This is a genomic window from Planomonospora algeriensis, assembly GCF_977012225.1.
The window spans coordinates 1-19465 of sequence record NZ_CDRNDK010000071.1 but is presented as its reverse complement, the minus strand read 5'-3'; the positions used below and the strand labels follow the sequence as shown (position 1 = coordinate 19465).

The 19465-nt window shown below is 71.4% G+C and carries 17 protein-coding genes and 2 pseudogenes; 7 read left to right on the top strand and 12 right to left on the bottom strand.

Going from position 1 to position 19465, the window contains the following annotated elements; all coding sequences use genetic code 11:
- Nucleotides 1-83: 83 nt before the first annotated feature.
- On the bottom strand, nt 84-1577 hold the full coding sequence (locus ACWJ6R_RS10805) for a sugar ABC transporter ATP-binding protein (protein ID WP_449062087.1): 1494 nt from the start codon (nt 1575-1577) through the stop codon (nt 84-86).
- A gap of 286 nt (nt 1578-1863) precedes the next feature.
- Between ACWJ6R_RS10805 and ACWJ6R_RS10800 the strand changes: the two genes are divergently transcribed.
- The 3 genes from ACWJ6R_RS10800 (at nt 1864) to ACWJ6R_RS10790 (ending at nt 3157) form a co-directional block, all read left to right on the top strand.
- Nucleotides 1864-2316, top strand: a complete 453-nt coding sequence (locus ACWJ6R_RS10800; protein WP_449062086.1) for an SRPBCC family protein — start codon at nt 1864-1866, stop codon at nt 2314-2316.
- Nucleotides 2313-2666: an ArsR/SmtB family transcription factor gene (locus ACWJ6R_RS10795; RefSeq protein ID WP_449062085.1), complete on the top strand. Its 354-nt coding sequence runs from the start codon at nt 2313-2315 to the stop codon at nt 2664-2666. The genes ACWJ6R_RS10800 and ACWJ6R_RS10795 overlap by 4 nt, the downstream gene beginning before the upstream one ends.
- Before the next feature lie 68 nt (nt 2667-2734).
- Entirely contained in the window at nt 2735-3157 is a 423-nt protein-coding gene (locus ACWJ6R_RS10790) for an SRPBCC family protein (protein ID WP_449062084.1), read from the top strand.
- 213 nt (nt 3158-3370) lie between these two features.
- Here the strand turns inward: ACWJ6R_RS10790 and ACWJ6R_RS10785 are convergent, their stop codons facing one another.
- On the bottom strand, nt 3371-4267 hold the full coding sequence (locus tag ACWJ6R_RS10785) for an SDR family oxidoreductase (RefSeq protein ID WP_449062083.1): 897 nt from the start codon (nt 4265-4267) through the stop codon (nt 3371-3373).
- Nucleotides 4268-4495: 228 nt separating this feature from the next.
- On the opposite strand from ACWJ6R_RS10785, the gene ACWJ6R_RS10780 reads away from it, so the two are divergent.
- A complete protein-coding gene (locus tag ACWJ6R_RS10780) occupies nt 4496-5554 on the top strand; it encodes an NAD(P)H-dependent amine dehydrogenase family protein (RefSeq protein ID WP_449062082.1) in 1059 nt (352 codons plus the stop codon).
- Between the two features lie 110 nt (nt 5555-5664).
- On the opposite strand, the gene ACWJ6R_RS10775 is transcribed toward ACWJ6R_RS10780, so the two are convergent.
- Complete coding sequence (locus ACWJ6R_RS10775) at nt 5665-6147, bottom strand: hypothetical protein (RefSeq protein ID WP_449062081.1); 483 nt, start codon at nt 6145-6147, stop codon at nt 5665-5667.
- A gap of 393 nt (nt 6148-6540) precedes the next feature.
- Between ACWJ6R_RS10775 and ACWJ6R_RS10770 the strand changes: the two genes are divergently transcribed.
- On the top strand, nt 6541-7662 hold the full coding sequence (locus tag ACWJ6R_RS10770; RefSeq protein WP_449062080.1) for a S1 family peptidase: 1122 nt from the start codon (nt 6541-6543) through the stop codon (nt 7660-7662).
- Nucleotides 7663-7818: 156 nt separating this feature from the next.
- Here the strand turns inward: ACWJ6R_RS10770 and ACWJ6R_RS10765 are convergent, their stop codons facing one another.
- The 7 genes and pseudogenes from ACWJ6R_RS10765 to ACWJ6R_RS10735 all read right to left on the bottom strand — a co-directional run bounded on the left by ACWJ6R_RS10765 (nt 7819) and on the right by ACWJ6R_RS10735 (nt 14604).
- Nucleotides 7819-8361 carry a flavin reductase family protein gene (locus tag ACWJ6R_RS10765; RefSeq protein ID WP_449062079.1) on the bottom strand — a complete coding sequence of 181 codons (543 nt, stop codon included), beginning with the start codon at nt 8359-8361 and terminating at the stop codon, nt 7819-7821.
- Nucleotides 8358-8882, bottom strand: coding sequence for an NADPH-dependent FMN reductase (locus ACWJ6R_RS10760; protein WP_449062078.1), 525 nt, complete (start codon nt 8880-8882; stop codon nt 8358-8360). The genes ACWJ6R_RS10765 and ACWJ6R_RS10760 overlap by 4 nt, the downstream gene beginning before the upstream one ends.
- Before the next feature lie 169 nt (nt 8883-9051).
- Nucleotides 9052-10380, bottom strand: a complete 1329-nt coding sequence (locus ACWJ6R_RS10755; protein WP_449062077.1) for an LLM class flavin-dependent oxidoreductase — start codon at nt 10378-10380, stop codon at nt 9052-9054.
- A pseudogene (locus tag ACWJ6R_RS10750) lies at nt 10377-10895 on the bottom strand (ABC transporter permease); the annotation flags it as partial. The gene ACWJ6R_RS10755 and the pseudogene ACWJ6R_RS10750, both read right to left, overlap by 4 nt.
- Before the next feature lie 337 nt (nt 10896-11232).
- Nucleotides 11233-12104: pseudogene (locus ACWJ6R_RS10745) on the bottom strand (ABC transporter ATP-binding protein).
- Nucleotides 12105-12153: 49 nt separating this feature from the next.
- Nucleotides 12154-13161 (bottom strand): ABC transporter substrate-binding protein, encoded by a 1008-nt coding sequence (locus tag ACWJ6R_RS10740; RefSeq protein ID WP_449062076.1) that lies wholly within the window; start codon nt 13159-13161, stop codon nt 12154-12156.
- Nucleotides 13162-13542: 381 nt separating this feature from the next.
- Complete coding sequence (locus tag ACWJ6R_RS10735) at nt 13543-14604, bottom strand: MBL fold metallo-hydrolase (protein WP_449062075.1); 1062 nt, start codon at nt 14602-14604, stop codon at nt 13543-13545.
- Nucleotides 14605-14708: 104 nt separating this feature from the next.
- On the opposite strand from ACWJ6R_RS10735, the gene ACWJ6R_RS10730 reads away from it, so the two are divergent.
- Nucleotides 14709-15605, top strand: coding sequence for a glutathione S-transferase family protein (locus tag ACWJ6R_RS10730; protein ID WP_449062074.1), 897 nt, complete (start codon nt 14709-14711; stop codon nt 15603-15605).
- 177 nt (nt 15606-15782) lie between these two features.
- Nucleotides 15783-18332 carry a glycoside hydrolase family 9 protein gene (locus ACWJ6R_RS10725; protein WP_449062073.1) on the top strand — a complete coding sequence of 850 codons (2550 nt, stop codon included), beginning with the start codon at nt 15783-15785 and terminating at the stop codon, nt 18330-18332.
- Nucleotides 18333-18495: 163 nt separating this feature from the next.
- On the opposite strand, the gene ACWJ6R_RS10720 is transcribed toward ACWJ6R_RS10725, so the two are convergent.
- Nucleotides 18496-18696, bottom strand: a complete 201-nt coding sequence (locus ACWJ6R_RS10720; protein ID WP_449062072.1) for a hypothetical protein — start codon at nt 18694-18696, stop codon at nt 18496-18498.
- Between the two features lie 257 nt (nt 18697-18953).
- Nucleotides 18954-19262: a hypothetical protein gene (locus tag ACWJ6R_RS10715; RefSeq protein WP_449062071.1), complete on the bottom strand. Its 309-nt coding sequence runs from the start codon at nt 19260-19262 to the stop codon at nt 18954-18956.
- Between the last annotated feature and the right edge of the window lie 203 nt (nt 19263-19465).

Sequence of the window (19465 nt, the reverse complement as noted above, 5' to 3'; positions counted from 1 at the left end):
GCCCCGCCCCTGCGCGGGCGTCCCGGCCCGCACCTCCGCACCGCCCTTCGCGTCCTCGCCGGCCCGCGGCCCGCGGGTGTCGGTCACAGGGCACTCCCTTCCATGATCATGTCGAGGACCCGGCGCTCGTCCAGGTCGCGGGCGTCGGACTCGTGGATGATCCGGCCCTCCCGGACCACCAGCACCCGGTCGGCCAGGCCGAGGACCTCGGGCACCTCGCTGGAGACCAGCAGCACGCCGATCCCGGTGTCGGCCAGCCTGCGGATGACGGCGTACAGCTCCGCGCGGGCGCCCACGTCCACGCCGCGGGTCGGCTCGTCCAGCAGGAGCAGCCGGCGGTCGCCGACCAGCCACCGGGCGAGCACCGCCTTCTGCTGGTTGCCACCCGACAGCGTCCGGACCGGCCGGTCCGGGTCGGCGGGCCGGATGCCGAGGGTCTCGATCAGCTGCCGCGCCTCCGCGCCCTCGCGGCGGCGGTCGAGCCAGCCGAACCGGGAGTACCGGCCGAGACCGGCCAGCGTGATGTTGCGGGTGACGCTCTGGTCCAGCAGCAGCGCCTGGGCCTTGCGCTCCTCCGGGGCCAGGCCCATGCCGAGCCGGACGGCGGCCGTCGTGCCGCCGCCGCGCCCCAGGGGGCGCCCGTCCAGCACGACGGCGCCCGAGGCGCGGCGCGCGCCGTACACCGCCTCGACGATCTCCGACCGGCCCGAGCCGACCAGTCCGGCCAGACCCACGATCTCGCCGGCCCGGACCGTGAAGGAGACGTCGGCGAAGACCCCCGGCGCGGTGAGCCCCTCCACCCTCAGCACCTCGGGTGCCTCCGGGTCAGCTCCGGGGCGCGGGCGGCGCGGCGGGAAGACGTACTCGACCGTGCGGCCGGTCATCAGGGAGACGATCTCGGAGGTGGGGGTGGTCCGGGCGGGCAGGCCGACCGCCACCGTCCGGCCGTCCTTCAGGACCGTCACCCGGTCGCCGATCTCCCGGATCTCCTCCAGCCGGTGGGAGATGTAGACGACGGCGACGCCCTGACCGGTCAGCTCCCGGACGATCCGGAAGAGGTTGGCGACCTCGTCGTGGGCCAGGGCCGCCGACGGCTCGTCCATGATGATCAGCCGGGTGTCGTGGGAGAGGGCGCGGGCCATGCTGACGATCTGCTTGGCGGCCGGCGAGAGCCGGCCGACCTCGGTGGACGGGCGGATCTCGGGGTGCCCGAGCCGGGCGAGGATCGCGTGGGCGGCGCGGTTGGCCTCGCCGGAGCGGACGAAGCCGAGCCTGGCGCGCTCGTGGCCGAGGAAGACGTTCTCGGCGACGCTGAGGCCGTCGACCAGGTCGAGCTCCTGGTAGATCGTGGAGACGCCGGCCCTGATCGCGGCCGTCGGCGTCGCCAGGCGCGTCTCCTGCCCGTCCAGGGTGATGACGCCCTCGTCGGGCTGGTGCGCCCCGGAGAGGATCTTGATCAGGGTGGACTTGCCCGCGCCGTTCTGACCCAGCAGGCAGTGCACCTCGCCGCGCCGTACCTCCAGGTCGACGCCGTCCAGGGCGCGGACGCCGGGGAACTGCTTGACGATGCCCCGCATCAGCAGCAGAGGGGTGTCTCCGGACACGGGCCCTCCCGTCTCGGACGCTCCCAACATCCGGGATTCGGAGTTGGTGATGCAGAAGCTAACCCCCTTCCGGTCGCTTGTGAAGACCCTTTTATCGGTGACCGTCACACTTTCGCTGATTTCAGCAAAAGAAAGGGCACCTGCGGTCAGGACTCCGGGGTCGGGTCTCCCGTGAGACGCAACCAATGGTTGCTCGATAGTGGAGCGTGCGCTAACGTGAAGCGCAACCAAAAGTTGCACATCGAGAGGGACGCAGAGCATGGAGTACGGCAGCATCGAGCGCGAGATCCACGTCGACGCCTCACCCGAGGTGGTCTACGAGGTCGTCAGTCGCCCCGAGCACATCTCGCAGTGGTGGACCGACGACGCCGCCTTCGAGGCGACTCCCGGCGCCGTCGGCGAGCTCGTCTGGGGCGACAGGGTCGACGTCCTCCCGATCACCGTGGTGAACGCCGAACCGCCCCGGTTGTTCTCATTCCGCTGGTGCTACCCCGACGGCCGGGTCAGCGCCTCCGCCGACTCCCTGCTGATCACCTTCGAGCTCGTCCCGTCGGGCACGGGCACCAGGGTCCGGCTCACCGAGACCGGATTCCGGGAGATGGGCTGGGAGGCCGCCAAGCTGGCGGAGCAGTACCGCGATCACATCGCCGGCTGGGACGTCTTCGTCCCCCGGCTCGGGGAGTACGCCGCGCGGCTGGTGTCGACCCCGTGACCGCCGCCGTCGACGACGACCTGTGGTCCGCGGTCGGGGACCCGACCCGTCGGCGGATGCTCGACCTCCTCCTGGCGGACGGCAGCGGCACCGCCACCAGCCTCAGCGAACGGCTGCCCGTGACACGGCAGGCCATCGCGAAACACCTCGGCGTGCTCGACCGCGTCGGCCTGGTGCACGCGTCGCCCACCGGGCGGGAGAAGAGATACCGGGTGGACGAGGCGCGGCTCGCGCGCGCGGTCGCCCAGTTGTCCTCGGTGGGGGCGGCCTGGGACGCCAGGCTCCAGCGCATCAGGCGGATCGCCGAGGCGATCCAGCGCGGCGAGGACCCGCACGACGCGCAACGGTGAATCCACAGGATCCAGACGAGAACTGACATCGGAAAGAGGGCTCGAAAATGGCGGACATCCTGCACAGGGTGGGCATCGAATCGTCGGCGGCCGAGGTCTACACGGCCCTGACCACCATCGAAGGACTCGCCGGCTGGTGGACGGCCGACACGCAGGGCGAAGGCGGCAGCCTCGGCGGCGTGCTCCGGTTCCGGTTCGAGGCCGGAGGGTTCGACATGAAGGTCCTCGAACTCCACCCGGGCGAGCGCGTGCGGTGGGAGGTGGTCGACGGGCCCGAGGAATGGATCGGCACACACGTGGACTGGGGCCTCGGCCGGGCCGGCGACCGCACCATCGTCCTCTTCAAGCACGAGGGCTGGAGGGAGCCGGTGGAGTTCATGCACCACTGCAGCACCAAGTGGGCGGTCTATCTGATGAGCCTGAAGTCGCTGATCGAGACCGGGAAGGGCGCTCCGCACCCCCACGACACCAAGATCGACGACTGGGACTGACGTTCCGTCCGGTTCGGCGGTGAGTCCGGGGTCTCGCACCGTCGCGGCGGTCAGGACACCGTCTCCGCCGGCGACGGCGGCGGCGGAGACGGTGTCGCCGGAGACGCCGGAGACGGTGCCGCACGGCGGCCCCGGACTCCGGTCACCCGATCGGCCCGCCCGGTCAGGAGGCCGGAACGGCCGGGCAGGGCACCGGAACGCCCGGGCAGGGCGCTAGAGCATGGCCTTCATCGAGGCGCCCGACTGCTGGCCGAGGGTGGTCGGTGTCAGGTAGGGCTGCTCGGCCATGATGGCCTCCCAGTTGTCCCTGATGTCCTCAACGGTGTGGTCGTCCTGCTTCCAGCCCGGCCCTTCCGCGACGAACACCCGCGCGACCCGGCCGGCGCCGACGCTGAAGACCTCGCCGCTGGTCTCGCAGGACTCGTGCGCCAGATACGCCACCAGCGGGCTGATCCGCTCCGGGGTGAACCTGGCCTCGAACTCGGCCGGCAGCAGCGACTCGGTCATCCGGGTCCAGGCGATCGGCGCGATCGCGTTGACCCGGATGTTCGCCCGGGCGCCCTCGAGGCCGAGGGTCTTGGTCAGGCCGACCAGCCCCATCTTGGCCGTGGAGTAGTTCGCCTGGCCGAAGCTGCCGAACAGGCCGGAGGGCGAGGAGGTGTTGACGATCCGGCCGTAGGCCTGCTCCTTCAGGTAGGGGAAGGCCGCGTGGGTGACCAGGAACGCGCCGCGGAGGTGGACGGCGATGACGGCGTCCCACTCCTCGACGCTCATCTTGCCGAACGACCTGTCCCGCAGGATGCCCGCGTTGTTGACGACGATGTCGACCCGCCCGAAGGCGTCGATCGCGGACCGCACGATCGCCTTGGCGCCCTCCGGGGTGGCGACGTCGTCACCGCTCACGACCGCTTCGCCGCCGTTCTTGGTGATCAGCTCGACCACCTCGGCGGCCGGGCCGGTGGACGCGCCGGTGCCGTCCAGCGCGCCGCCGAGGTCGTTGACGACCACCTTGGCGCCGCGCTCGGCCAGTGACAGCGCGTGCGACCGGCCGAGGCCGTGCCCGGCACCGGTGACGACCGCGACCCTGCCGTCGAACCGCAGCTCTGACATGAGCAGCCCTCCCACGAGAATAAAGTTCTAGTCGGAAGCAGGATAGCCTGCCCCTCCCCGCGAAGCCACGGGCCCCGCCGACGGCGACACGCCCGCATTCGGTGGCGTCGCGGACAGTGAACAACAGGGTGAATCCCTGCTAAAGTTTCTGGCCCGCACCTGGCGTGGGTCGACGACGACGCACTTGAAGGCACGGCCCCGCCCATGAGCTCAGGGCTGGAGGCCCGCATGCCCGCATCTCCGCCCCTCCGCGTGGTCCAGTGGGCCACGGGCGCCGTCGGCCGCTACTCCCTCCGCAGCCTGATCACCCGTCCCGAGTTCGAACTCGCCGGGGTGCTGGTCTACGACCCCGACAAGGTCGGCAGGGACGCGGGCGAGATCGTCGGCCTGCCCCCGACCGGCGTGTCCTGCACCGACGACGTCGAGCGGATCCTCGCCCTGGACGCCGACTGCGTGCTGCACATGCCGCTGCCCGCCTCCTACTTCGGCGGCGACCCCACGACCGACGTGGAGACCATCTGCGCCCTGCTCTCCTCGGGCAAGAACGTCATCACCACCACCGGTTTCGTCCACCCGCAGTCGTACGGTCCCGGACTGGTGGAGCGGCTGGAGGCCGCCTGCCGTACCGGCGGGGTCTCCCTGCACGGCACCGGCATCAACCCCGGTTTCATGAGCGACCTGCTGCCCCTGGCGCTCACCGGGCTGTCGAGCCGGATCGACCACGTCTACGTCCGCGAGTGCTCCGACTTCCGCGGCCACCCGTCCCGGCAGACCGTCGTCGACCTGGTCGGCTTCACCCTCTCCGCCAAGGACTACGCGGCCGCGGTGCGCCCGTTCCGCGCCTTCCAGCGGGCGCTCTTCACCGAGAGCGTGCAGTTCGTGGCCTCGGCGCTGGGCGTGACCCTGGACGAGGTGGAGGAGAGCGACGAGTTCGAGATCGCCGCCGAGGAGTTCGAGATCGCCGCCGGCACGGTCCGCCCCGGCACGGTGTGCGCCTCCCGCTGGACGTTCTCCGGCCTGGTGCGGGGCCGCCCCTTCATGACCGTGGAGTGCGTCTACAAGGCCGACGCCGCCAAGGTCCGCCGCTGGCCGAAGCCGGGCTTCGCCGTCCACCTGGAGGGTGTGCCCCAGATGATGCTCAGCGTCGACGAGATCTCCCACGGCCTGTCCGGCGCCGCCTCCCACGCGGTCAACGCCGTCGCCGCCGTTTGCGCCGCGCCGCCCGGCATCCGCACCCTCCTCGACCTGCCCCTCGTCACCGGCCGCGGCACCGTCCGCCTCGCCTGACCGCCGGTCGGCCACGGCCTTCGCCGAGTGAGGCCGGGCGGCGCCGGAGCCCGGCATCCGAAGAGAAGAGCCGATCGGAGCACAGCGCGACTTCGGCACCGCATGGACGCCTACACAGGACGCCGCGGTCTCAGAGCGCTGAGATTGGGCCACCAGTCCGGGTGCTCTTCCACCATCTCCCGTAACGCGGGACAGGTGCTCATCACGTCGGAGCAATAGCCGGCCCACGGATCCAGGCCACCGTTCACCGCGGGGACCTGCCGTGACACGTGCATCCCCGTGTTCAGGACATCGGCGAGCATTTCCGCGGTCACGAGGACCCGGTTCCGGACCTTCCCGCGCCGAGGCGGCGGCTTGGACTCACGGAAGTAGGGATACAGCTCCGGATGGTGGATCAGCAGCTGCATCACCTGCTGATGTCCGGCGAGGACGAGGTTCAGGTTGGAAGTGCCGGCCATCTCGTTGCCGATCTTCGCCTGCTCCGCCACCGCGGCGGTCTGCCGGGCCGCGTACCGAATGGTTTGAATCGCGATGACAAAGGCGAGACCCGCCATGACGAGTTGACCCAGGTCAACCAGGTCCTCGACTGACAATTGCCCTCCAGAGGGCTCGATCGACCGTCCTCGATGATGAACGTACGGCATTCGCAGACCGTTCCGATTCACTTTCTCCGGTGAAAGCACCCGCAGCGGCGGCGGATTATGATTCGGCGGTCTCCGGCGAGGGGAACGGAGGTCACGAATACCTGACCCGTCGTGAGAACAATGCGGCTCCCCGCAGCCACCGGCCGACACGTCGGCGGCGCACCCGCCTGAATCACCAGGCCTCCACCGCCGACCGCGGAAGCCGACGATGCCCTTTCCCACCCGATCCGCCGCCCGCGGGACACCTCACGGGCCCATAACACCGCGGTAGGAAGCTTTTGCTACGTCACACGGTCTCGGGTCGCGGAATACCTTGACTGCACCCCTCACACAGGAGTGCACATGTTCAGTCAACGCTCCCTGCTGGCCGGGACCGCCCTCGTGGCCCTCTGCCTGGCCGGTACCACGACCACCGCCTCCGCGCAGTCCGGACCCTCCCCTTCCGCGCCGGGGGCCTCGATGCTCGAGGCGCTCCAGCGCGACCTCGGGCTCAGCGAGCAGCAGGCCGTCACCCGGCTGGCCAGCGAGGAACGCGCCGCCCGGGCGGACTCCTCCCTGAACTCCTCCCTCGGCGAGGCCTACGCCGGTTCCTGGCTCAACGGCGATGCCTCCCGGCTCACCGTCGCCACCACCGACCCGGCGCAGACCGAGGCGATCAAGGCGCAGGGCGCGCGGCCGCTGGTCGTCACCCGGACGCTGGCCCAGCTCAACGCCGCCAAGGACCGGCTCGACCAGGCTCCTGAGGAGGCCAAGGCCGGCGCCGCCCTCTGGTATGTCGACGTCACCACCAACAGCGTGGTGGTCAAGGCCGCCGACCAGGCCGCGGGCGAGGCGCTCGCGGCCGCCGCGGGCGTGGACGCCGGCACGGTCCGGGTGGAGGTCTCCGGCGAGCAGCCGCAGCCCTTCATGAACATCATCGGCGGCGCGGCCTACTACATCGGCTCCAGCCGCTGCAGCGTCGGCTTCTCCGTCACCCGCGGCAGCACCCCCGGGTTCGTCACCGCCGGGCACTGCGGCCGGGCCGGCTCCAGGACCACCAACCCGACCGGCACCTTCCAGGGCTCCTCGTTCCCCGGCAACGACTACGCGTGGGTCGCCACCCCCGGCCACACCCCCCAGCCGTGGGTCCGGGGCTCGGGCGGCGCCAACGTCATCGTCCGCGGATCCGCCCAGGCCGTGGTCGGCGCGTCCATCTGCCGCTCCGGCTCGACCACCGGCTGGCGCTGCGGCGTCATCCAGCAGCACAACACCAGCGTCCGGTACGCGCAGGGCACGGTCAGCGGCCTGACCCGCACGACGGTCTGCGCCCAGCCCGGCGACTCCGGCGGCTCGTTCATCTCCGGCAGCCAGGCCCAGGGTGTGACCTCGGGCGGCTCCGGCAACTGCACCACCGGCGGCACCACCTATCACCAGCCGGTCAACGAGATCCTCTCGGCGTACGGACTGACGCTCCGCGTCGGCTGACCGCCGCCCGGACCGGAAGGACCGGCGCCGCCGGAAGCGGAGCCGGTCCGGCAGAGAGGACGGTGTGAGGCCGTCACCGATGACCGGTGGCGGCCTCACCGTTCGCCGTTCGCCGCCTGACGCCAGGCGCCAGCCGTCAGGAGTGGGGGCCAGACGTCAGACGTGGGGGGCGAACCGGCCGAACCGGCCCTGGTGGTACAGGAGCGGGCGGTGCTCCGCGCCGAGGCGGGCCTCGGTCACGAGACCGACGACGAGGACGTGGTCGCCGATCTCGGCGGTGGTGTGCGGGGCGCAGACCAGATGGGCGGAGACCCCGCCCAGCAGGGGGACGCCCAGCGGGCCGGGACGCCACCGCGTGGGCGGGGCGAAGCGGTCGATGCCCCTGCGGGCGAACCGGGCGGCGAGGTCGGCCTGGTCGCCGGCCAGGATGTTGACCGCGAAGTGCCCCGCCTGGCGGAGCCAGGGCCAGGTGGTCGAGGCCCGGTCCACGTAGAAGGAGACCAGCGGCGGCTCCAGGCTCACCGAGGAGAAGGAGGTGGCCGTCAGGCCGACCGGCACGCCCTCGGTCTGCGCCGTCACCACCACGACCCCGGCCGCGTGCACGGCGAGCGCCCGGCGGAACCCCTCCGCGTCGACCGCCCGCTCGGGTGGCGTCCCGATCCCTGCCGGCGTCCCGATCCCGGGCAGCGTCTCGGTCATCGGGCCACGCTCCGCTCCGCCAGGAGCGCGGCCGTCTGGGGGGCCACCCGGTCGGCCCAGGGGCCGAGGTGCGCGTCCAGGTCGGCCAGCTGCGACTCCAGCAGGGCCAGGCCCGGCGTGGGCACCGCGGCGCCCAGCTCGACCAGGAGCGGCCGCAGGTGCACCTCCACCGCCAGGGAGTGCCTGGCGTCCCCCAGCACCAGCAGCGGGAGGGCGACGGTCCCGGCCAGCGCCCCGCCCGGCAGCCGGTCGAGGAACGCCTTGAGCAGCCCGGTGTGGCTGCCCTTGTAGACCGGGCTGGCGACGACCAGCACCCGCGCCTCGGCGACCTGCTCCAGCGCGACCTCCACACCGGACGACGCCTTGGGGGCCAGCAGCAGCGGCGCCAGCGCGGACAGGTCGACGACCTCGCGGGGCCCGTCGTGGCCGATGCGCCCGGCCAGCGTCCCGGCGGCGCGGACCGCCGCCTCGTGGGTGCGCGACCCGCTCCGCGGGTTGCCCACCAGGGTCACGACGCTCATCGCTCTCCTCCTGTCTCCCGGTCCCGTCCCGTGCCCGCGCTCTCCCCGCCCTGCCGGGCGTCCGCGCTCCTCCTGTCCCCGCGCGCGACCGCGGTCCTGCCCCGCGTGCCCGCGGTCCCGGCGTCCCGCGGCGCGTTCACGCCTGCGGCTCCGGTGTCCCCCGGCGCGTTCACGAGGCCACCGCGACCTTCCGCGCGTGGCGGGAGGCCGGGCGCTCCAGCCCGTAGTTCTCCCGCAGGGTCCGGCCCCCGTACTCGGTGCGGAACAGGCCGCGAGCCTGCAGCACCGGGACGACGTGGTCGACGAAGTCCTCCAGGCCGCTCGGGAGCAGCGGCGGCATGATGTTGAAGCCGTCGGCCGCGCCGCCCTCGAACCAGGTCTGGATCTCGTCGGCGATCCGCTCCGGGGTCCCGGCCACGACCCGGTGCCCCCGCCCGCCCGCCAGGCGGCCGAGGAGCTGCCGCACGGTCAGCCGCTCCCGGCGGGCGAGGTCGATGACGAGCCTGCGGCGGCTCTGCGCCCCCTCCGTCTCTGCGGAGACGTCCGGCAGCGGCCGGTCCAACGCCTCCTCCGTCAGCTCGATGCCCACCATGTGGGAGAGCTGGGTGAGGCCGTACGCCGGGGTGATGAGCTCCTCCAGTTCCCGCTCCAGGCGGAGCGCCTCCCGCTCGGTGGAGCCGATGATCGGGGAGATGCCGGGCAGGACGAGCAGCTCGCCCTCCTGCCTGCCGTACCGGGCCAGGCGGCCCTTGAGATCGGCGTAGAACTCCCGGCCCTCGGCGAGGGTCTGCTGGGCGGTGAAGACCGCCTCGGCGAAGCGCGCGGCGAACTCCTTGCCGCCCTCCGACGACCCGGCCTGGACCAGCAGGGGGTGGCCCTGCGGGGGGCGGGAGGTGTTCAGCGGGCCGCGCACCCTGAAGTGGGGGCCGGCGTGGTCGAGGGGGTGGATCCTGCCGGTGTCGGCGTACCGCCCGCTCCGGCGGTCGCCCAGGATCGCGTCGTCCTCCCAGCTGTCCCACAGGCCGGTGACGACCTCCAGGAACTCCGCCGCCCTGGCGTAGCGCTCGGCGTGCGCGGGGCGCTCGATCCCGAAGTTGTGCGCCTCGGCCTCGCCGGCGGAGGTGACGATGTTCCAGCCGGCCCGGCCGCCGCTGATGTGGTCCAGCGAGGCGAACTTGCGGGCCACGTGGAACGGCTCGTTGTAGGTGGTGGAGACGGTCGCGATCAGGCCGACGTGGTCGGTGACGGCGGCCAGCGCGGACAGCAGGGTGAGGGGTTCGAGCCCGCCGAGCGCGTTGTGCCGGACGTCGCCCTGCAGGGCCAGGCCGTCGGCCAGGAAGACCGAGTCGAGCCTGCCCCGCTCGGCGGCCAGGGCGAGCCGCTGGTAGTGCCGGACGTCGGTGAGGTGGGAGGGCTCGGTCCGCGGGTGCCGCCAGGCGGCCTCGTGGTGGCCGACGCCCATCAGGAAGGCGTTCAGGTGCAGCTTGCGGGTGGTCATGAGGTGGTCCTCCACGTCGAGAAGCGGCGCTCCACGGTGACGAGCAGCAGGTTGAACAGCAGGCCGAGTACGGAGATGGTGATGATCCCGGCGTACATGTCGGGGATGCGGAAGCTGAACTGGGCGTCCTGGATGAGGTAGCCGAGCCCGGCCTTGGCGCCCACCATCTCGGCGAACAGCAGCACGAGGATCGAGTAGGCCCCGGCCAACCGGACGCCGGTGAAGACGGTCGGCACCGCGGCGGGCAGGATGACCTTCTGGAAGAGGCGGAACGGTCCGAGTCCCATGGACCGGGCCGACTTGACCAGTAGCGGTTCCACGGTCCGCACGCCGCTGATGGTGTTGAGCAGGATCGGCCAGGCGCAGGCGTAGAACACGAATATGATCTTCGATGGCTCGCCCAGGCCGAAGATCAGGATGAAGACGGGCAGCAGGGCCACGGCCGAGGTGTTGCGGAACAGCTCCAGCACCGGGCTGAGGAAGTCCGCGACCGGCCGGTACCAGCCGATCGCCAGGCCGAGCGGGATGGTCAGCGCGATGGCCAGGGCGAAGCCCGACAGCGACCTGATCAGGGACGCCTGGAAGTGCTCGACGAGCTGACCGCCGACCAGCAGGTCGTACCAGGCGACCAGGACCTCCGACAGCGGCGGGGCGAACACCCGGTCCACCACTCCGATCCGGGGCAGCGCCTCCCAGAGCGCGGCCAGCAGGACGAGGGCCGCGGTCCGGCGCAGCAGCAGCGACAGCCGCGGCAGCGCCGGGAAGCGCCCCCCGGCGACCTTGAAGAAGTTGGTCGCCCGGTCGTCGGCGGTGGGCGCGTCCCCCCGTGCGGACGCGGGGGCGGCGAGCGTGTCAGCCAATGGTCCGCTCCTGTTCCTGGGCCGCGGCGACCTCGTCGCGCAGCAGGGTCCAGATCTCGTGCCGGTAGGCGCCGAAACGCGGGTCCGCGCGCAGGTCGCCCTCGCGCGAGTCGAACGCGATGTCGATGACCTTCTTGATCCGGCCGGCCGGGACGTCATCACCGCGACCCGCTGACCGAGGTAGACGGCCTCGTCGATGCCGTGCGTGATGAACACGATGGTCTTGTTCGTCTTCTCCCAGATGCGCAGCAGCTCCTCCTGGAGCGACTCGCGGGTCTGCGCGTCGAGCGCGGCGAACGGCTCGTCCATCAGCAGCACGTCCGGGTCGAAGGCGAGGCTGCGGGCGATCGCCACCCGCTGGCGCATGCCGCCGGACAGCTCGTGCGGGTAGCGGTGCTCGAACCCGGTCAGCCCGACCAGGTCCAGGTAGTGCCGCGCCCGCTCCCGGCGCTCCTTCTTCGGTACGGCCTTCGCCTCCAGGCCGAACTCGATGTTGGCCAGGGCCGTGCGCCACGGGAACAGCGCGTACTGCTGGAAGACGATCCCGCGGTCCAGGCCGGGGCCGGTGACGACCCGGCCGTCGATGAGGATCCGACCCGTGGTCGGGGCGGTGAGCCCGGCGATCAGGTCGAGCAGGGTGGACTTCCCGCAGCCGCTCGGGCCGACCAGGGTGAGGAACTCCCCGTCCCGCACGTCCAGGTAGACGCCGTCGACCGCGGTGAAGGGCCGGTCGGCCCCGCGGATCCGGAAGACCTTGCCGACCTCGCGGACGCCGATCTTCGCCTGGACCTCCGCCCGGTCCTCCGCCGGGCTCTCCGCGCGGCCGTGCGTCCGGGTCTCGGTCAGGGTCGGGGTGACGGTCATCGTTCCTCCTGCTGCGCCGTCCGGGCACGCCGCCGGTCGAGGTCCCGGTTCACGAGGTGCTCCCGGGCGTGAAGGGGTTGAACTCGTTGGTGTAGATGTCGGCCGCCTTGACCTGGCCGGGCTTGACGTCGCCCTCGCGCTCCAGCCAGTCGATCCAGGTCTGGAACTCCCTGTCGGCGATCACCCCGCCCTTGCCCGCCACCCCGCTGCTCTTCCAGAAGTCGATGGCCGAGGCGTCCTCGTTCCGCCCGCGCCCGGCGATGATCTCCTTGTACTTGGCGACCACCTCCTCCCGCGGGCGCGACTGCGTCCACTCGACCGCCTTGGCGAAGGCGTCCACGAACTTCTTCGTGGTGTCCGGGTTCTCCGCGATGAAGTCCTCGCGGAGCACGAAACTGCCCGCGGTGAACGGTCCGAAGAGGTCGACGTCGGTGTAGAGCGGATGGATCCCGCCGCGTGAGAGCGCCTTGTCGCGGAGGATGCCGCTGAGCGAGGCGACGTCGATCTGCTTCTGCCGCAGCGCCTGCTCGGTGTTGACCGGCGGCACGACGACCAGCTCGACCTTGTCGACCTCCTCCGGGGTGAGGCCGCCCCGCTTGAGGTACTCCTTGGTGACGGCCTCGCTGTGCGCGCCGAGGGTGTTGACGCCGATCTTCTTGCCGACCAGGTCGCGCGGTGTCGTGACGGGGCTGCCGTCCAGCACGTAGAAGCCGGTGTAGGCCTCCTTGTCGACGCCGTAGTAGCCGACCACCGCCTTGACCCGGGCGCCGCTCGCCCGGAGCTTGACGATCGCGCCGTTGAACGCGCCGCCGGCGTCGACCTGGCCGGTCGCGGTGGCCTGGATGTCCTGCGGGCCGGAGATCGTGTTGCCGACCCACTTCAGTTCGAGGTCTCCGAGGTAGCCCAGGCTCTCGGCGAGCTCGGGGTAGGTGACCTGGCCGACCCAGCCCTGGTAGCGGATCTCGGTGACCTCGCCGCCGTTGCCGGTGGCGGCGGAGCAGGCGGCCAGGGAGCCGGCCAGCAGTACGGAGAGGAGGACGTGTCTGGTTCTGATCACGGGGATTCGGTCCTTGCGGAATCTGGGCATGCTCGCGCGGGGCGGTCGCACGCCGGAGGGCTCACGTCATGAGGGAGGGCACGGGCAGCGGCGGCCGTGCCGGGGACGGGACTCGCGTCAGCTCGTGATCACAGACACTGGGCGCTGACGACGCGGCAGAAGTCCACGTGCGCGCACCGGGTCAGGTAAAGGCCCATGCCCATGAAGGTACGCATCCCGGATCGCTAAGTCAACATTTCCTACTGGGTTTGCATGAAAATAGGCGGACGGGGACCGCCGCAGAAACGTGCGGAACGCCCCGGCCCCGGGGCGGGGAGCGATCGGCTGCGGGCCGGGCTCGACCGACCCGGCGACCACCCGCCCCCGGGGCAGGGGGGCGGATCAGGCGGGGTGCCAGAGCTCGGGCTCGTCCGGGTCGCCGGAGACGCGGCGCAGGCGGCCCCGCGCCTCCAGCCAGACCAGGTGGGCCAGGGTCTCGTTGTTGGCCGCCCGGCGCATGTGCGGCGGGATGGTCTCCCACGGCCGCGACCAGGTCAGCCGGGTGGCCGCGTCCCAGCAGCTGACGCCTGCGCCGCTCCCGCCGACCAGCGCCTCGATCTCGGCCAGCCGCTCCTCGTGGTGGCCCGTCACCCGGTCGACCCGCTCGGCCAGTTCCAGGAACCGGTACTCGTGCGCGGGCAGCACCTCGTCCACGTCGAGCTTGCGCACGACCGCCAGCGAGTCGAGGTAGTCGGCCAGCGGGTTGGGCACGGACTGCGCGTGCACCGCCACGATCGGTGTGATCTTCGCCAGCACGTGGTCGCCGGAGAACAGCAGCCGCCGCTCCGGTTCGGCGAAGCACAGGTGCCCCGGCGAGTGGCCGGGCGTCCAGATCGCGCGCAGGTCCCAGCCGGGCAGGTCGAGGCGGTCGCCGTCCTCGATCAGCCGGTCGGGGCCGGCCATGGTCACGAACTGCCGGATCATCAGTGAGGCGCCGGCCAGCTCGTCCAGGGTCTCCGCGGGCACCCCGGAGCGCTTCAGCAGCGCCCGCTCCTGCTCCACCAGCGCGTCGACGGCCTCGGAGTCGTAGCGGCCGTGGATCAGGCGCGCGTCCGCCGGGTGCAGCCCGATCCAGGCCCCCGACACCTCCCGGATCCGCCCGGCCAGGCCGTAGTGGTCGGGATGGATGTGGGTGACCAGCACCGCCCTGACGTCGGTCATCTCGTATCCGGCGACCTTCAGTCCGGCGGCCAGCGCGCCGTACGCCTCGTCGGTGTTCCAGCCCGCGTCCACGAGCGCCACCCCGCCGGGCAGCTCCAGCGCGTAGACCAGCACGTACCGCAGGGGGATGGGCAGCGGCACCGGGATCGACCACAGCCCCGGCCGGACCCGCTCCACCTCCGGCAGCGTCTTGCTCCGCCACGCGTCCCGCTGCGCCTCGCTGGCCGGCGTCACCATGGTCATCGCCGATCTCCCTTCGTCGCCCCCGATTGTGCCCGCTGAACCGAATTATGTTCTACGCAGGGTCCCCCTCGGGCGGAAGCGGCGGTCCCCGTACGGTCGGAAGTATGAAGCTGGAACGTGAGACCTCCGCCGACGGACGATTCGTCCGCCAGCCCAACCGCTTCACCGCCCGGATCGAGGAGGGCGGCGAGCACCCGCCCGAGCCCGGCCGCTACCAGATCTACGCCTCCTACGCCTGCCCGTGGGCGCAGCGCGCGCTCATCGTCCGCGAGCTGCTCGGCCTCCAGGAGGCGGTCGGGGTGACGATCGTGGACCCGATCAGGGACGAGCGCGGCTGGCGCGTACCCGGAGGCGACCCGGTCACCGGCGCCGAGTTCCTCTCCGAGCTCTACCTGGCGAGCGACCCCGGCTACCAGGGCCGCTACACCGTGCCCTGCGTCTGGGACCGTACGGCGAAGCGGCTGGTCACCAACGACTACCCGCAGATCACGCTCACCCTGGAGACCGCCTTCGCCCCCTGGCACGCCGAGGGCGCGCCCGACCTCTACCCGGAGCCGCTGCGCGGACGGATCGACGCGCTGAACGACGCCGTCTTCCACGGGCTCAACAACGGCGTCTACAAGGCGGGGTTCGCCACCTCCCAGGAGGCCTACGACGAGGCGGTCACGGGCGTCTTCGCCACGCTCGGCATGCTGGAGGAGCGGCTGTCGGACGGCCGGCCGTACCTGCACGGCGAGGCGCTGACCGAGAGCGACGTGCGGACCTACACTACGCTCGCCCGCTTCGACGCGGTCTACCACTCCCATTTCAAGTGCGCGGTCCGCCGCCTGGTCGACCATCCGGCGCTGTGGGCCTACGCGCGCCGCCTGTACGCGATCCCGGCCTTCCGCGACACCACCGACTTCGACCACATCAAGCGGCACTACTACGTGACCCAGACCAACATCAATCCGACCGGGATCGTGCCGCAGGGCCCGGACATCGACTGGACCGCGCCCTGAGCCGCCGCCGGGAGCCGCCCATGAAAGTTTCATCGGGCAAAACGGACATCGGGCCGGTCAGCCGGGAGATCGCGGCGCCGCTCCGTTGACGGCGCGGAAACCGCCTGGAAACAATCGGTGGACCCCGTACGTGGGAGCGCTCCCACATGGTCGCGTCACCCTCTCGAAGGACCCCTTGTGATCAGACCCCCCGCCTGGCTCACCCTCACCCTCTCCACCGCGCTGGCCGCGGCCGTACTCGCCCCGGCCCCCGCGACCGCCGCCGCCGCCGCCGCCGAAGGACCCGAGCAGATCGTCAACGGCACCTTCGACACCGGCACCGCTCCCTGGTGGAGCACCGCCAACACCACGCTCGAACTCGACGGCGGACGACTCTGCGCCGACATCCCCGGCGAGACCGCCAACCCGTGGGACGTCATCATCGGCCAGAACGACATCCCCCTGGTCAAGGACGAGACCTATGAGTTCTCGTTCTTCGGCGTCGCGTCCCCCGGCAAGGTCGCCAAGGCCCTGGTCCAGCTCCCCGTGGACCCCTGGACCCAGTTCCTGGCGGTCAACCCTGAGCTGAGCGTGTCCGGCAACGACTACTCGTACACGTTCACCGCGCCCGTGGACCTGCCGAACGCCCAGGTGGCCTTCCAGGTCGGCGGCAGCGCGACCCCCTGGAGGTTCTGCGTGGACAACGTCTCGCTCAAGGGCGGAGCCGAACCCGACGTCTACACCCCCGACACCGGTCCCCGCGTCCGGGTGAACATGGTCGGCTACCTGCCGTCCGGCCCGAAGAACGCCACCCTGGTCACCGAGAAGACCGAGGCCGTCGCGTGGAAGCTGGAGCGCGACGGCCAGACCGTCGCCAAGGGCGAGACCGTGCCGCGCGGCGTGGACGCGAGCTCCGGCCAGAACGTGCACTCGATCGACTTCGGCTCGGTCGAGGCCGCCGGCACCGGCTACACGCTCACCGCCGACGGTGAGACCAGCCGCCCGTTCGACATCGCCGCCGGCCTCTACGACGGTCTGAAGACCGACGCGCTGAAGTTCTACTACACCCAGCGCAGCGGCATCGAGATCCTCGACAGCCTGCGCCCCGGGTACGGCAGGCCCGCCGGCCACCTCGGCGCCGCCCCGAACCAGGGCGACACGCAGGTGCCCTGCCAGGCCGGCGTCTGCGACTACACGCTCGACGTCCGGGGCGGCTGGTACGACGCGGGCGACCACGGCAAGTACGTCGTCAACGGCGGCATCTCCGTCCACCAGATCATGTCCACCTTCGAGCGGGCCAAGGCCGACGGCACGCACGCCGACGGGGACCTGGACATCCCCGAGAGCGGCAACGGCGTGCCGGACATCCTCGACGAGGCCCGCTGGGAGCAGGAGTTCCTGCTCAGCATGCAGGTCCCGGACGGCAAGCCGCACGCCGGGATGGTGCACCACAAGATCCACGACGCGGCCTGGACCGGTCTGCCGCTCCTGCCGCACCTCGACCCGCAGAAGCGCGAGCTGCACCCCGTCTCCACCGCCGCCACCCTCAACCTGGCCGCCACCGCCGCCCAGGCGGCCCGGCTCTTCGCGCCGTACGACGCCGCGTTCGCCGCGCGGAACCTCGCGGCGGCCAAGAAGGCGTGGGCCGCGGCCAAGGCCGACCCGGCCCGCTACGCCGACCCGGCCGACGGCACCGGCGGCGGCGCCTACCCCGACAACGACGTGACCGACGAGTTCTACTGGGCCGCCGCCGAGCTCTACATCACCACCGGCGACAAGGAGTTCAAGGACTTCGTCCTGGCCTCCCCGCACCACACCGCCGACATCTGGCGCGACCGGGGCTTCGACTGGGGCAACACCGCCCAGCTCGGCAGGCTCCAGCTCGCCGCCGTGCCCAACGCCCTGCCCGACCGCGCCCGGGTGCGCGCCTCGGTGCTGGAGGGCGCGGACAAGTACCTGGCGGCGCAGAAGGCCAGCGCGTACGGCCTACCGTACAACCCGCCGGACTTCGACTGGGGCTCCAACAACCTCATCCTGAACAACATGGTCGTGATGGCCGTCGCGCACGACATCAGCGGTGAGGCGAAGTACCGCGAGGCCGTGCTGGAGGGCATGGACTACATCCTGGGCCGCAACGCGCTCAACCAGTCCTACGTCACCGGTTACGGCGAGGTCGCCTCGGAGAACCAGCACAGCCGCTGGTACGCCCGCCAGCTCAACCCCGACCTGCCGAACCCGCCGAAGGGCACCCTGTCGGGCGGCCCGAACTCCGCCATCCAGGACCCGGTCGCGCAGGCCAAGCTCCAGGGCTGCAAGCCGCAGTTCTGCTACCTCGACGACATCGAGTCCTGGTCCACCAACGAGCTGACCATCAACTGGAACTCCCCGCTCTCCTGGATCGCCTCCTTCCTCGCCGACCCCGTCCCGGCGGGCGACGTCAAGGTGACCTACACCAACCACGGCCAGTGGCCCGACGGGTTCAACACCCAGATCACCATCACCAACACCGGTGACGAGCCGATCGAGGGCTGGACCCTGAAGTGGTCCTTCCTCGGCGGCCAGCAGGTGCGCCGGCACTGGAACGCCGACCTGTCCCAGGACGGCGCGACGGTGACCGCGAAGAACCTGGAGTGGAACCGCGTGATCAAGCCCGGCCGCTCGGTCACCGTCGGCTTCATCGGCGCCGACGCGCCCGGCCCCAACCCCAAGCCGGAGCGCTTCATCCTCAACGGGACCCTCGCCCGGTAGTCCCCCCTCCCGCCCGGCGGAACCCCGCCAGGCGGACGCCCCCCGAGACCAGGGCGGCCGCACTCCTCCGGCGGCCGCCCTGTCCGTTCCCCGGAAGGCCCGTCCTACGACGGGAAGTACAGTCACTGGTGGCAGCCCGGTCCGACGACCGCTCTTCTCGAGCTCAGAACCTTCGCCGCACCAGCTGGTCGATCGCGGCCATCAGATCCTGATCTTCGGTCAGCGGTGGCCCACCGTCGTCACCGCAGCATGCCGGCTTCACCTGGCCCGCACGTCCGGGCAGGTCGAACGCCTCCTCCAGGAACGCGTATGGATCCGTGCGGTTGTCATGCCTGTCCAGAACCAGGAACACCACGGTGTCCACTTCAGGGAAGGAGAGGACGAGCCTCCACCCGTCGGGCAGCCGGATCACGCAGAACCGCGGCCAGTTCCCCGGACCGGACAGACGGTAGTGCGCGGCGGCGCACCCCCGCCGTCCCACCTCCCGATACACCTGGACGAATGCCTCTCGCACCCGTCGAGGGGTTCCCGTGTCGCGTACGACCGCATCGACGCTCTTGGGAACCAGGACGGTGAACTTCGATCGCTCCTCACGGCCGCCGGATCGTCGGTTTCCCCTGCTCACTGACGGAGAAGCTCTGTCAGCTCGTCGTCACCGTACTCAACGAGGTCCTCTGATTCCCGGGCGGCCTCCTGGGCCTGTTCGAGCAGGTCGCGATCTCTCAGCGCATCGATGACGCGCGCCAGCCTGCGGCGCCCGGTCTCACCCTCCTGCATCTCCCGGACGACGGCCACCGCCCTGGCCAGCGAGGTCGCGGAGACCTTGGTGACCTTCTCTCCCGGTACGGCCTGCAGAACCCCGTGCGCCATCCAGGAACGAACCGTGGGCACGCTGACACCGAGCATCTCCGCCGCGCAGGCCAGCCTCACCGCCGAAGGTTGAGGCGCTTGGTCATGCCGGAGCGACATCCGCCGGATCGTCGCCTGGAGGGCTCGATCCGTTGCACGGCATCGGGCCAGGGCCAGTAGATCGGCCAGGTCTTCCACAACCAGACGGGATTGCTCATCACGTTCAGCCACCTGCGTTCCGCAGCTCCGGGCCGATCCATGCCACGTTCGGCCCTGAAACCGCA